Here is a 12177-nt window from a genome sequence, read left to right as displayed (position 1 = left end):
TGCATTTGGAATCGTGTCTGGCGTTTTTCGTTTTTGAAATCAAAGGCATGGATTTGTTTTGGTGAAAAATCAAATCTGATGACCTACGCAATCCAAACCAATCAACTGAGCTACTCCCGCCGCGGGCAGTTGATCGTCGACAACCTTAGCCTGCGGGTACCTGCCGGAAGTATCTTCGGTTTTCTTGGCCCCAATGGCTCCGGCAAAACAACCACCATCCGCCTGCTGCTAGGATTGATCCAAACACAAAAGCCATGCATTCAAATATTCGGACAGCAATTGCACGAGCACCGACTGCCGATCCTGCAAAAGATCGGTGCGCTGATCGAAGCTCCGGTGCTTTATCCGCATTTGTCGGGAGGGGAAAATATGGAAATCGGAAGGCTGGCCCGGCGGGTTGAGCGTGAACAAACAGGCTGCGTACTTGAAATGGTAGGGCTTGCCGGAGAGGCGAAAAGACGTGTGAGAACTTACTCGCTGGGTATGCGGCAGCGGCTAGGTATTGCATTGGCATTACTGGGTGATCCCGACCTGTTGATTTTGGACGAACCAACCAACGGTCTCGACCCGGCCGGGATCAGGGAAATGCGACGGATGCTGGCCGAGCTGAGCGAAGTGCATGGTAAAACGATCTTTATTTCAAGTCATTTATTGGATGAAATGGAAAAGCTCGTCACGCATGTGGGCATTCTGAATCACGGGAACCTACTCTTCCAGGGGCCTATGGCTCAGCTTCATGCGGACTTTACAGCCGGAGCAACATTGGAAGAAATATTTCTGAACCTTACCAACGATCGGATATGAATGCTGCTGCACATTTGATTTCAAGCCTTGCCATGGAAAGGCTAAAAGTAAAAAGAACCTTCATGGTCTGGCTGGCCGTGTTTGCGCCCGCTTTTGTGGTGGCCGTAGCATTTGTAGCTGGCTATGCCGACGGAGAAAAGTTTTACAGCCCCGGAATTAATCCTTGGATCAATTTTTCGGAGCATATTCTGGCAGGTTGGTCGCTGTTCATTTTTCCGATTTACGTTTCCCTGCTTTCTGCGCTTTACGCGGCCATCGAACATCACAATAGGGCTTGGGGCTACATTTACAGCCTGCCTGTTCGGAAAAGCAGCATTTATCTGAGCAAGCTGCTTGTATTGACGGCTTTTATTGCCCTCAGTCACATAGTATTGCTTGTGTTTGGGTTAGGCGCCGGACAGCTGATGGGCGTGTTGAAACCTGCTTACGGTTTTCAGGATTTTGCTATGCCCGCATTCACGGCACAGGCTTGCTTGTGGATGTTGGTCTGCGGCCTTGGGATGACAGTAATCCAACTATTGATCAGTCTGTGGTACGAAAGCTTTATTGTTCCGGCCGGTTTTGGCCTTTTCGCAACACTGGCTGGCGCAATCGCAAGAAGCTTTCACATCAGTCATTTTTCTCCCTACCTGTGGCCTTTTGTTTTTCTGAATAATACGCTGGAAGTGCAGAAATGGGACTATTCTATTTTGAGCAAGAGCTTTTCGCTATATGTGCTCGGTGCCTTGCTGAGCATTTGGGCTCTGGGACGGAGAAACAATGTGTAGATTGAATTGTGGTGGTTATATTAAAGACAACGATACTGGGCTTGAATCCTGAGGGCCTTCTGAATTGTTTTGCCGACCAATGACCATTGAAGTCCGTTGACAAATCGTCAATGGTCAAAGCAATTCCCCTAAAACTCAGCCTTCGCTCAGTATCACTTCCTTATTTCGACCCACTTGTCAAAACAAATTTTTCAAAAAAGAGGAGGAGAAAGAGAGCAGGAAAGATAATGAGGACTAAGCTTTAAATTCGAAACGGATCGGTTGGTACAAGTCGCCCTGTTTTCGTTTCATTCTTGCGTAAACTGCGCAATCCGCTCATTACAAATCCGTTCCGTCAGGACTTTTAACAACTTTACCCGCTCGCCCAGATATTCCAATTCGTCTTTTTCAATTTTGTAATTCATATCGTATCTCGAATCAACGTATGCTCTTTTCAAGAGTTCAAACAGCCGCTTTTCCTCCTGCGTATTTTTCGGGAAAACCGTTCCAAAAGCGAAATGAAGTTTTTCAACTTGATTTCCTAATTTCTCTATGTCGTGAATTTTTGGCTTATAATCAGTGAAGACTAGAAGAATAGTGACATAATATTTTTCTGTTGTTTGATGAAGTAAAAAAGCGGAGTCGTTAAACCAATTATTTTCAAACTGGAATTCAAAAGTTTTAAAAAAGTTATTTGCAGAATCAAACCAAGGTTCAAACTGCTCCTTTGCTTTTTTTTTGTCTTTCTTCTGGATTCATATTTTTTGGCTCAGATAATTTGAATTTTTCCGAATCAAAAAGCATTATTCCTTCTTTTAAAATATCGACGAAAAAATATTGATTTCGTTCGATCTTATCATTTACAAACCCAATACTGTGTTGAATGATGGTTACTTTTGTGTGTTCATCATTACTGTTTATTTTCTTGTTCAGCTCCCACCACTTTTCGCCGTCTTTGGCTGATTTCCTGCCTTTGGTAATGACGAGAATGTCATAGTCACTTACATACTCAGTGTTTTCCTGATAATCCTCAACCCAATCGCCACGCGCATGGCTACCGAAAAGGATGACCATTTCGGCTGGTACTTTTTCAACAATGATTTTGGTAAGTGTTTCTAATTCTTCCTGCTTGTCGTCGGGGAGGTGAGAGAGGGTGGTTTTCAAAGCTTGTGTAGGTTAGTGTGGTGGTTTGATGGCTTTAGCTTCAATTAAAAGCTGATCCTTTTTTTGGCAAAGGGCAGCAGAAACATTAATTGTATACGTTTACCCCCATTGATCTTGCGTAGTTGTTCAGTCCTGCGTCAAAGGATATTAAATAGTCTATTCTTTGTGGTTGCGTCGAGATAACTTCTTTGATAATTTCATCGACTAGACTCACATCATTAAATTCATTTATAGCTTTTTCAAAAAAATTATTTAACGCAACATCTTTATATGGACTATCATCTAGTTTTATATAATTAGGTTTTGCTAATAGTTTCTGAAAATGCAACGCATCATTCTTTCGGGAAAATTTAGAATTTAAAAATTCGTATAAGCTTGGAAATGGAATTATTATTTCCCGATTTTCAATGAATTCGGTGATTAAATTAATGTCATCATTAATTTGAATGTGCTTTTCTGGATTGTATAAAGCAATCCAGAAACAAGTATCTATTAATATTTTCATTATACATCCAAATCAAGATTTTGCAACAGATTGTTTTGTGCATATCCTGTCCATGGAGATTGCTTACTTCGTCCAAATAAAAACGCGGCTTTTGTTTTATTGGATTCTAAACTATTCCAAATCATGTAGATCCTATCATTGGAGCCTAATTTGACCCTTTCTTTTAATTCATTCCTTACAAACTCCCAAAAGTCATTGTCAGTTTTAATGGATTGATTATCGTATGAATATTCTTTAATGATACCTATCCCATATCCACGCTCTTCTGCATTATTTTCATCTAACCATTTATATAGTCCATCATAGTCGCCCTTCATTCCGAAGTCGTATGATATAAAAATTAACTTTTTCATTTAATTATAGTGTTTGATTTTGTTGCTTGATACAATTGTTGCTGCTCCTGAAATAATTCTACCACCAGGATATGCTGTAAGCGCTAGAATTTTCCCAAGATACAAAATTTCAAATTGGCAAGCTACCCTCGCTCTTTCAACCTATTAATATCCAGAAAACCAAGTACAAGCACAATCGGAAACGCAACCGCCGCACTGATCATCACTGTTTGTAGCCGCTCCGGTTCCTTTGCCGGATCGAGAAAAAACAGGAAGGTGGAATAGATATAAGGGTAATAGTCAATGTGTTCCCAATCCATTAACACAATACCGGTGATCCAAAGGCCGATCCCTATGCCTAGCGGGACGACGAAATTACGGAACCGCAGGCTTAGCCAGTATTGAATGACTGTGATGGCCTGCGCGCCCAGATAGATCTTGTAGGTAATGGCAAAAAGAGCGTCCCATTGGATCGAATCAAAAAGGAATGGATAGCTAGGGTTTGCCAGATTGACGGCCAGACCGGAAAGGATCACAAACACATCGAACACAAGAATGTACAGGATAATAAGTGCTTGGATCACAACATATTTGGAGAAGAAGATATCAGCAAAACTTCTGGGTGTAGTATAAACCTGTTTCCAGGTATTGTTCCGGTATTCGATCTGCACCAGCAGGTTGGAAATCAGGATGATGTACATCGGCAGGATCACAGCCGCCACATTTTTCCAGCAAAACCTGAAAAAGGTGACCCAGCCATCGGCCTGAAATTTGGGGAGCATCATGTCTGGCCTTTGGGTTAGGATCAGGAAGTTGATGGCTGGAATGAAGATGGCTGCACCCAATGTGAGCCAGTAGGCAAAGGATCTTTTGCTTTTCAGGAACTCTGCACGGGTATTGGAAATGAATGAGGTTTTCATAGCTGTTTTTCAGAAAGGATTTGTAAAAAGAGGTCTTCCAGGTCATTTTTCATCACACCAATGCGGTATACCCGGATGCCTGCGCGCACCAGCATTTCATTGATGGTCGCGACCTGCATTTCGCTGATATAGCCAAACCGGATCGTGTCGTCGGCTTCGAGAGTCGCAGCATTTTCGTGTTTCAAAAGGTCAAGAGCCCGCGCCGTATCATCGACTTTCACTTCGGCGCAGGTGTGGATCGTTTTGAGTACCTGCAATGCATTTAATGTGCCTTGAAAAAGCAGCTTACCATGATCGATGATCCCTACATGCGTGGCGATCTTTTCAACTTCTGCGAGCAAATGGCTGGATATGAGAATCGTTTTTCCTTCCTGCTGGTTTAGTTTTCGGATCAAGTCCCTGATCTCTATAATGCCCGTCGGGTCCAGCCCATTGGTAGGTTCGTCCAGGATAAGCAGTTCGGGATTATGCAGCAATGCGATTGCAATGGCGAGCCGCTGTTTCATTCCGAGTGAGTAGGCCTTGGCTTTTTTACCCGCCGCGTCGGACAGGCCTACGATCGCCAGCACTTCATTGATCCGTTCTTTCGGACAACCGTATGAAAGCCGAAATACTTCCAAGTTCTCCCGGCCCGTCAGATGCATATAAAGGGAAGGCTGTTCAATCAGCGACCCGATTTTTTTAAGCATGCCAATGCGGTCGTCGCGGAGTTCGTTGCCGAATAATTTAATGTGGGCGTTTTCCTCGCGTAGCAGGCCGAGGATGAGCCTGAGCGTGGTGGTTTTTCCTGCGCCATTCGGGCCGAGAAATCCGTAAATGCTTCCTTTGGGAGCGCTCAGGTTTACGTCTGCCAGAATGTTCTCCCCCGGTTTAAAGCTGAAATTCAGATGGTTGGTTTCAATGATCGGCTGGTCCATATATTTTTTGTTTTCTCCCAAAGGAATAACCGGCACCGATCACGAAGAAATAAAATCACCAACGGCAGAATTTTGTCTGCCAACTGGCGAAATATTGGGCTAAAAACCGGGACAAAAATCGTCCTGCGTTAAAACTTGTTAATTTTTTTATGATCGTAAAAAAGTCAGTTATCTTCCCAAAACAGAAAAATGCGACGGTTTCAGGTTTTATTGACTTTGTACAGACAACTCTGGCCTATAACCTGGGGGACCTCTCTACTCATGTGGTCAATAGCCCGGTTTCCAACCTTAATATCGGATCAATTTCCTGCTTTTGTTACTGCCTTTGTATGGCTACGCACCTTTTGCCAATTGCTGATCTGGTATCTTTTTCGATCTTTTAATCAAAAGGGTTTTGTTTTTTACCACCATTTCGGGCTCTCTGAAATGCGACTTGCTTTTATCACATACCTGCTGGATCTTTTACTTTTTGCCTTATGGATCATAATAGTAAGCCTGATCGTCGGATGAGGCTGGAAGTAGATGGTGTACTACTCGAATACAAGCATCGTAAAATTCTGCAAAATGTGTATTTAAAGATTGAAGCGGGCGAAGTAACAGGCTTGCTTGGAAGGAATGGAAGTGGCAAGTCAAGTTTGTTTGAAGTGATATATGGTATCCGATCAGCACAGAACAGCTCTGTTAGAATTGATGGCGAATTTATCAGGAAGGGATATCAGCACAAGAATTTAATGGCCTATCTGCCTCAGAAGTCATTTATTCCTGGTCATTTAAAAGTAGAGGAAGTTTTAAAGCTTTACCAATCTCCGGTGGATGAAGCGATCTGCCATTTCCCGGAAATAGAGCAGTTGCTACCTTATCGTTCAAACCAGCTGTCGGGTGGTCAGCAGCGTTTAGTCGAAACCATAGCGGTAATAGCTTGTCCTGCATCCTTCATTATCTTGGATGAACCTTTCTCGAATTTAATGCCTCTGCATATTGAAACATTGAGGGTCTGGCTTGCGGAATTAAAGAAGATAAAGGGTATCCTCATTACAGACCATTATTACCGGGATGTGTTAGCCATTTGCGATCATGTGTATTTACTGAATTTGGAAGGCAAAACCATTCAATTGACGGAGCAAATTCAGCAGCTTAGAGATTTGGGATATGCAAGCTAAATTCTTGGGCCAGGAGGCATCTTGTTTTTCATGAGACTAACACACTACCTCACTCCTAAAACCTATTTGATTTACCAGGCGATTTTTGCAAATTGGATTACTGAAAAAGAAGAAATTATGCGGACTGATATTAAACTACATATCCTGTTTTGCCTGATCACCCTGGCGCTTTCCATGGCGCAGCAGCTGGTAAACCTGCCGGGCAGTGTTTTTGGCTATTTTCTGTTTCTAGGCAGTGTTTATACCGGCAGATGGATTGCCGGCCAATCCTATACCGCTAGCTGGGTGGATATGTTCCGGATGTTTTTTCTTAGCTTTTTTGCTTTGAGTATCGCAGGGCTGGCCTTGTTTGCCAGCTACGTCGAACCCGGGTTGCGGTTGACACATTATTTGGAGTCGCTGATTAATATTTCATGCTTTACCACATTGTTCCTGTTCTCAGGTTTTTTCGTTTCCAAAATAAGAAGAAGAAACAATGCGAAAGCCATGAGAGAAAATGGCATTGAGTGATCGGTAAAATCTGCATGTTGGCAGATGAAAAGTGTGCGTTGGCGCTAATTTTTTCGGGTAAGCGTCAAAATCGGTATACTCGCATATGATTGAACCGACGAATGAGGCATGGCAACCGCTGCTGGAAAAAAAACTTCCGGTATTGCTGCATTTGCTGGCCTGGGGGATTTATGCGACCGTTGTTTTTTACGGCAACTACGCCCGCACATCGCCCAATGTGTTTTTTACGCATTACGGATTAGCATTGGCGACCCATGCCGGCAGTTTTTACCTGAATTACACCTACCTCATCCCGCGAATTCTTCCACGCCGAAGCCTGCTGCGTTTTCTGGCCGAAAATATATTGGCAATGGTGCTGATAGCTACGATTGCGATCGCCTTCGAAGACGCCCTTTTACACCCGGGGTATTTTTCCGGGCGGATATTCAGTGGTGATTTTTCGCCACTGTTGATCAGGATCAGCAATTATATGGTCTTTGCTTTGTTTGCGTTGGTTGTACGGCTGAGCGTGGATTGGTACCGGAAGCTTCGTAAGGATAGGGAAAAAGAAAATGAATATCTCAAATCCGAACTCGCAGTGCTAAAAGCGCAGATCAATCCGCATTTTCTCTTTAACTCGCTCAACAACCTCTATGCGCTCTCGTTACGGCAGGCCCCGGAGACACCCGCTGCTATCCTGCGTATTTCCGAAATGATGCGCTATCTTTTGTATGAGACCAATACCCAACTGGTCCCGCTTGAAAAGGAGATCAATATGATACAGACCTATGTTGCCATGTATGAAATGCGTAGTAAATCGGGAGATGGGACCCGCTTTGAAACTTCCGGGGAGTTGCACGATGTCATGGTCCCGCCACTGCTGCTTTTGCCGTTAATCGAGAATGTTTTTAAGCACGGATCGTCACCAATCGCTGTTTCGGTTCGATTGATGGATAATGTACTCCGGGTTCATACGAGCAACAAAATGAGGGCCGCGGGACCGGAGGTATCCGGCGGACTGGGTATTGCTAATCTGCGGCGGCGGCTCGCATTGCTCTACCCGGCGGCGCACGAACTGTCTTTGCAGCAGGAACAGGATTCATTTGATGCCGACCTTACCATTCAACTTGACAAACCTGCGTGATGATCAACTGTATTGCCGTCGACGATGAGTTTCTTGCATTGGAAATAATAGAAAATTACGTTTCCAAATGCCCCTTTTTAGAACTGGTCACCACGTTTTCGTCTCCCCTGGAAGCGTTGCCATTACTGAACAGCGGAAAATGTGATCTGTTGTTGCTGGATATTAACATGCCGGATGTGAATGGCCTGGATTTTTTGAATGCGATCCAGAACCCGCCGCTGGTGATACTTACCACAGCCTATCCCCAGTTTGCGCTGGCCGGTTTTGAGGCGGATGTTGTGGACTATCTGGTAAAGCCCTTTTCCTTTGAACGTTTTCTGAAAGCAATCCAGAAAGCACAGATACGTCTGGGTACTACGGCCGAAAATACTCCCGATTATCTTTTTATACGCTCTGCACACAGGATGGTGCGTGTGGATTTGGAAGATATTCTGATGGTGGAAGGGAAAAAGGACTACGTGGCGGTGCATACTTGGGATCAGGTGATCGAAACGCTGATGACGCTGACCGCATTGCTCGAAAGGCTACCAGCCAAGGATTTTATCCGTGTACACCGGTCTTTTATTGTGGCGCTCAATAAAATCACTTCTATTGAGCGTAACATCATTTATATAGGCGACCAAAAAGTGCCGATCGGGGACTTGTTCCGAGATGAACTGCTGCGGCGAATTGGATGATGGCTGCGGATCAGTACGTATGCTATGCACCTGACCAGCTACGCTATCTTAATGAGAACCTTACCCTTACTCTTCGCACGCTCGCTTTCAACGTAAGCCAGGGCTTCATTGGCCTGTTCGAATGAAAAGACCTTGTCCACTACCGGGTGTATAATCCCTGCATCGACTCAATCCGTGATCTTGCCAAGCAGATTTCCATCGGCTCTCATGAAAAGAAAAGAATATTCCACGCCAAGCCGTTTTGCTTTTCTCCTGGTGGTAAGACTTAGGATGAACATAACTACTTTCAGTATCCAATTCAATCCGGTTTCACTGGCAAATTCAGGATCAGGCGGACCGGATATGGAAATAAGCTTCCACCGGGCTTTAATATACGTAGCGATTTTTCAAGGGTCTTGGCATCCTGGCTGTTCAAGACCACATCATAGTCTTTCAGTACGGCTTCAAAATCCTCCTTCTTCAGCAACTACTTGCCCTTGAATAATTTAGTCAATTCTTCATAGGTATAAATATTGCCCCTGACGAAGAATTCATAAGTTTTTTCCCAATCTGCACCTTTTCCCCAGCCTATCATTGAAGACACAATTTTGGTATGGGTTTTATCAACGGGAAAGAGTTGTATTACTTCCTGAAGGTTTTGGTCTTCGTCCTGGACTTTCTTGGTAAAGTTATCGTTAAGGTTGACTTTTAATGTAAGTAACTCGTTATCGATGTAGTTGATAATATCGCTGCTGATCGCTGATTTGTCTGTCAGCGATTTCCCTTTGTCATAATTGGTCACCAGTGTTCCACCAGCCCGAAGGTCAACATGGACGACAGGGGCAATCCAAAGCTTCAATTTGTCATCATTGCTAAAATATTGCCATGTTTCGGTTTGAGACAAGGGCAAAATAAATTCAACGCGTAAAACCTTCTCCCCGGTGGCCGAGACGTAAGACGTGTTTGTCACATCCTGCGCATTGCCTGGCATTATTGCGGCCAGCGAGAGAGCGATTAATAGGATAGCTGTTTTGATCATAGGTGTATATTTTTTGTGTTCTTTTTTCAATAAAGTCCTATTGGTACATTGTCAACTACAATATACTCGAAAGAGCGGATGGTATGAAACTTCAAATCATAATCTGGCATAGATCCATGGAATCATGTAATGTTGCATGCTGAAAATACCTATTCCATTATCTCTGATCACAAAAAACCCATTATATTGGCAGATTAAAAAAATGAGGAGGGAGCGGAAGCCGCAATTCAGATACTATCATGTTTCTACAAAAGATCAAATCAAGAGAATCAGGGGTGATGCTTTACGGCATCACGCCTCCCAAAGCCGGTACAGCCCCGGAGCGCGTTGCAGAAATTGCCGAGAAAACAATTGACCGCCTGTCTTCCCTGGACATTGACGCACTCGTTGTATACGATGTGCAGGACGAATCGGCCCGTACCAAAGAGGAGAGGCCCTTTCCGTTTATCAATGCCCTCGATCCTCTTGCTTTTGCATCGGAGTATATGGGCCGTTTGGAAGTTCCAAAAATTATCTATCGCCCTGCCGGTAAATTTTCACCGGCAGAGTTGTCTGATTGGCTGGACGAGCTGCACTCGAACAAATTCTATCCCATTTTTGTAGGCGTTCCTGCGCCGGATTTTCCGGTCAAAACCAACCTTGCCGAAGCATACAAAATTTGGGAGAAAAACGAAGATACCTCCGTCATAGGCGCAGTGACCATACCGGAAAGACACCAGGTGTTGAAAGACGAGGATGTCAGGATGCTGGACAAGATGGACAAAGGCGTATCTTATTTTATCTCGCAATGTGTTTTTGATCTTGACTATGCCAGGAAGGTTGTCGAAGACCTGGCTTTGAGTTGTAGTAATAAACAGATAGATCCTCCCACTATCATCTTCACGATTACTGCCTGCGGATCGGCCAAAACGTTGGATTTTATGGAATGGCTGGGTATTCACATTCCCGATCAATTGAAAGAAGAACTGAAAGGAGATGGCGACGTGCTGGAAAAATCGGTAAAAGTATGTCTGGAAATTGCCTCTGAACTTACTGAGTTTTGTATAAGCCAATCCATTCCTTTCGGCTTCAATATCGAAAGCGTTTCCATTCGCAAAGCGGAGATCGAAGCTTCGGTAGACATGGCGCATCAGATCAGTCAGATGCTGAAGGACAAGGGATTGAGAAAAACGGTAGAGAGCCTCGTTGAGGAATAACTGATTTTTTTGCCAGTGCCTTTCGTGGCCGGAAGTTTAATATAGTAAGTGTAGTAAATGCATATAAACAGGTCCGTTATTGTTCAAAACTTTGACGGACCTGTGATTTTAGCAACCCGCTCAGCGCCTGTACCAATGGAGATGGCTGCTCGGATTTATGAATAAGTACGTGCCTGATTACAATTTCTTTAAATGGTGTCCCGTCGGGATTCGCAATGGGCATGGACACCAGATTGTTTTCATTTTGTAAGTCCAAAGAGGCCGGAATGAACGCAATTCCTTTTCCTGAACGCACCATACTTTTTAGCAGGTCAAATGATGGTACGTAATGGGCGATATTGCTTTCCCGATGAAAACCAGCTTTTCTGCATACTTCTTCCAACTGACTGTAAAACAGGCCTGCTTCTGGCCCGTGATCAATCCACTTTTCCTTTTTCAACTCTGCTAGCATAACATTTTCCTGGTTTGCCAAATGATGTTCCCGGTTCAATAGGATGGTGTAGTCTGCCTGGGTGTACTGGTTCGCAATTAAGCCATCAGCCACCAGTGGGAGCACGCACAAACCCATGTCAACCTGATCATTAGCGACGGCAAGCTGTACTTGCAGCGGATTGGGCAGTTCAGCCAGTTTAATTTCTACCGATGGGAAATGGGTTGCGAAAAGTTCCAGAATGCCCATTACCCTTTCCGGAAGAATAAGTTTGAAAACCCCGAGCGCGATCACCTGCTGTTTAGCGCCAACCTGACGAACATTGCGTATCGCTTTATCACTCAATTGCAGAATACGTTTGGCTTCGGCAAAAAAGACTTTTCCCGCTTCGGTGAGCTCCACCTTGTGTAATTGGGTTCGCTTAATCCCTACAAAAAGCTCCACGCCCAGCTCGGCCTCTAGCAGCCGGATCTGCTGGCTTAATGCTGGCTGTGAAATGAACAGTTTTCTGGCAGCATTCCCAAAGTGTAATTCTTCGGCGACGCCTGCAAAGTATTTAAGTTGACGCAGTTCCATAAATTATACCAATGCCAATTTCCTGTTTATTTAAGACCAAACTTGATAAGAATTACTTATCAGCTGGTAGGAAATTGCAATTAGACTTTTACGGCATTA

Annotated in this window: 16 protein-coding genes and 1 pseudogene; 7 read left to right on the top strand and 10 right to left on the bottom strand. The window is 44.1% G+C overall.

All coding sequences use genetic code 11. The annotated features are described in order from the left end of the window. Nucleotides 1–78 precede the first annotated feature (78 nt). On the top strand, nucleotides 79–804 hold the full coding sequence (locus tag ON006_RS13145; protein ID WP_244820250.1) for an ABC transporter ATP-binding protein: 726 nt from the start codon (nucleotides 79–81) through the stop codon (nucleotides 802–804). Then, entirely contained in the window at nucleotides 801–1571 is a 771-nt protein-coding gene (locus tag ON006_RS13140; RefSeq protein WP_244820249.1) for an ABC transporter permease, read from the top strand. The genes ON006_RS13145 and ON006_RS13140 overlap by 4 nt, the downstream gene beginning before the upstream one ends. A 410-nt stretch (nucleotides 1572–1981) precedes the next feature. Here ON006_RS13140 and ON006_RS13135 read toward each other — a convergent pair. The 6 genes and pseudogenes from ON006_RS13135 to ON006_RS13110 form a co-directional block, all read right to left on the bottom strand. Continuing rightward, a pseudogene (locus ON006_RS13135) lies at nucleotides 1982–2305 on the bottom strand (HEPN domain-containing protein); the annotation flags it as partial. After that, nucleotides 2265–2714: a nucleotidyltransferase domain-containing protein gene (locus ON006_RS13130; protein WP_244820248.1), complete on the bottom strand. Its 450-nt coding sequence runs from the start codon at nucleotides 2712–2714 to the stop codon at nucleotides 2265–2267. The gene ON006_RS13130 and the pseudogene ON006_RS13135, both read right to left, overlap by 41 nt. A gap of 85 nt (nucleotides 2715–2799) precedes the next feature. Beyond that, nucleotides 2800–3219 (bottom strand): hypothetical protein, encoded by a 420-nt coding sequence (locus ON006_RS13125; RefSeq protein ID WP_244820247.1) that lies wholly within the window; start codon nucleotides 3217–3219, stop codon nucleotides 2800–2802. Continuing rightward, nucleotides 3219–3572 carry a hypothetical protein gene (locus ON006_RS13120; RefSeq protein WP_244820246.1) on the bottom strand — a complete coding sequence of 118 codons (354 nt, stop codon included), beginning with the start codon at nucleotides 3570–3572 and terminating at the stop codon, nucleotides 3219–3221. The genes ON006_RS13125 and ON006_RS13120 overlap by 1 nt, the downstream gene beginning before the upstream one ends. Before the next feature lie 122 nt (nucleotides 3573–3694). Further along, complete coding sequence (locus ON006_RS13115; protein ID WP_244820245.1) at nucleotides 3695–4471, bottom strand: ABC transporter permease; 777 nt, start codon at nucleotides 4469–4471, stop codon at nucleotides 3695–3697. Beyond that, nucleotides 4468–5388 (bottom strand): ABC transporter ATP-binding protein, encoded by a 921-nt coding sequence (locus tag ON006_RS13110; RefSeq protein WP_244820244.1) that lies wholly within the window; start codon nucleotides 5386–5388, stop codon nucleotides 4468–4470. Before ON006_RS13110 ends, ON006_RS13115 begins: the two co-directional genes overlap by 4 nt. A 476-nt stretch (nucleotides 5389–5864) precedes the next feature. Here ON006_RS13110 and ON006_RS13105 point away from each other — a divergent pair, with 476 nt between their 5' ends. From ON006_RS13105 to ON006_RS13090, 4 genes are all read left to right on the top strand, one after another. Continuing rightward, nucleotides 5865–6548: an ATP-binding cassette domain-containing protein gene (locus tag ON006_RS13105; protein WP_244820243.1), complete on the top strand. Its 684-nt coding sequence runs from the start codon at nucleotides 5865–5867 to the stop codon at nucleotides 6546–6548. A 30-nt stretch (nucleotides 6549–6578) separates the two neighbouring features. Then, complete coding sequence (locus ON006_RS13100) at nucleotides 6579–7058, top strand: hypothetical protein (RefSeq protein ID WP_244820242.1); 480 nt, start codon at nucleotides 6579–6581, stop codon at nucleotides 7056–7058. A gap of 85 nt (nucleotides 7059–7143) precedes the next feature. Continuing rightward, nucleotides 7144–8181 (top strand): sensor histidine kinase, encoded by a 1038-nt coding sequence (locus tag ON006_RS13095; protein ID WP_244820241.1) that lies wholly within the window; start codon nucleotides 7144–7146, stop codon nucleotides 8179–8181. After that, nucleotides 8181–8858 (top strand): LytR/AlgR family response regulator transcription factor, encoded by a 678-nt coding sequence (locus ON006_RS13090; protein WP_244820240.1) that lies wholly within the window; start codon nucleotides 8181–8183, stop codon nucleotides 8856–8858. The genes ON006_RS13095 and ON006_RS13090 overlap by 1 nt, the downstream gene beginning before the upstream one ends. Before the next feature lie 38 nt (nucleotides 8859–8896). Here ON006_RS13090 and ON006_RS32340 read toward each other — a convergent pair whose 3' ends face one another. From ON006_RS32340 to ON006_RS13080, 3 genes are all read right to left on the bottom strand, one after another. Further along, the gene (locus ON006_RS32340) at nucleotides 8897–9013 is read right to left on the bottom strand and encodes a zinc-binding dehydrogenase (protein WP_374760212.1); all 117 of its coding nucleotides are present in this window, start codon (nucleotides 9011–9013) and stop codon (nucleotides 8897–8899) included. A 143-nt stretch (nucleotides 9014–9156) separates the two neighbouring features. Next, nucleotides 9157–9324 carry a hypothetical protein gene (locus tag ON006_RS13085; protein ID WP_244820239.1) on the bottom strand — a complete coding sequence of 56 codons (168 nt, stop codon included), beginning with the start codon at nucleotides 9322–9324 and terminating at the stop codon, nucleotides 9157–9159. Beyond that, nucleotides 9325–9876 carry an SRPBCC family protein gene (locus ON006_RS13080; RefSeq protein WP_244820238.1) on the bottom strand — a complete coding sequence of 184 codons (552 nt, stop codon included), beginning with the start codon at nucleotides 9874–9876 and terminating at the stop codon, nucleotides 9325–9327. A 239-nt stretch (nucleotides 9877–10115) separates the two neighbouring features. On the opposite strand from ON006_RS13080, the gene ON006_RS13075 reads away from it, so the two are divergent. Next, on the top strand, nucleotides 10116–11072 hold the full coding sequence (locus tag ON006_RS13075; protein WP_244820237.1) for a methylenetetrahydrofolate reductase: 957 nt from the start codon (nucleotides 10116–10118) through the stop codon (nucleotides 11070–11072). 76 nt (nucleotides 11073–11148) lie between these two features. Here ON006_RS13075 and ON006_RS13070 read toward each other — a convergent pair whose 3' ends face one another. Next, complete coding sequence (locus ON006_RS13070; RefSeq protein ID WP_244820236.1) at nucleotides 11149–12078, bottom strand: LysR family transcriptional regulator; 930 nt, start codon at nucleotides 12076–12078, stop codon at nucleotides 11149–11151. Between the last annotated feature and the right edge of the window lie 99 nt (nucleotides 12079–12177).

The organism is Dyadobacter pollutisoli (assembly GCF_026625565.1).
Taxonomy (GTDB): Bacteria; Bacteroidota; Bacteroidia; order Cytophagales; family Spirosomataceae; genus Dyadobacter; species Dyadobacter pollutisoli.
Note: the sequence above shows the minus strand (reverse complement) of the source record. Positions and strands in the feature narration are given on the sequence as shown.

Bases quoted from the DNA above. Each gene is read 5' to 3' on its own strand.
- ON006_RS13145 (WP_244820250.1), top strand. From the start codon at position 79: ATGACCTACGCAATCCAAACCAATCAACTGAGCTACTCCCGCCGCGGG.
- ON006_RS13140 (WP_244820249.1), top strand. From the start codon at position 801: ATGAATGCTGCTGCACATTTGATTTCAAGCCTTGCCATGGAAAGGCTA.
- ON006_RS13125 (WP_244820247.1), bottom strand. From the start codon at position 3,219: ATGAAAATATTAATAGATACTTGTTTCTGGATTGCTTTATACAATCCA.
- ON006_RS13120 (WP_244820246.1), bottom strand. From the start codon at position 3,572: ATGAAAAAGTTAATTTTTATATCATACGACTTCGGAATGAAGGGCGAC.
- ON006_RS13115 (WP_244820245.1), bottom strand. From the start codon at position 4,471: ATGAAAACCTCATTCATTTCCAATACCCGTGCAGAGTTCCTGAAAAGC.
- ON006_RS13110 (WP_244820244.1), bottom strand. From the start codon at position 5,388: ATGGACCAGCCGATCATTGAAACCAACCATCTGAATTTCAGCTTTAAA.
- ON006_RS13105 (WP_244820243.1), top strand. From the start codon at position 5,865: ATGGATCATAATAGTAAGCCTGATCGTCGGATGAGGCTGGAAGTAGAT.
- ON006_RS13100 (WP_244820242.1), top strand. From the start codon at position 6,579: ATGAGACTAACACACTACCTCACTCCTAAAACCTATTTGATTTACCAG.
- ON006_RS13095 (WP_244820241.1), top strand. From the start codon at position 7,144: ATGATTGAACCGACGAATGAGGCATGGCAACCGCTGCTGGAAAAAAAA.
- ON006_RS13090 (WP_244820240.1), top strand. From the start codon at position 8,181: ATGATCAACTGTATTGCCGTCGACGATGAGTTTCTTGCATTGGAAATA.
- ON006_RS13080 (WP_244820238.1), bottom strand. From the start codon at position 9,876: ATGATCAAAACAGCTATCCTATTAATCGCTCTCTCGCTGGCCGCAATA.
- ON006_RS13075 (WP_244820237.1), top strand. From the start codon at position 10,116: ATGTTTCTACAAAAGATCAAATCAAGAGAATCAGGGGTGATGCTTTAC.
- ON006_RS13070 (WP_244820236.1), bottom strand. From the start codon at position 12,078: ATGGAACTGCGTCAACTTAAATACTTTGCAGGCGTCGCCGAAGAATTA.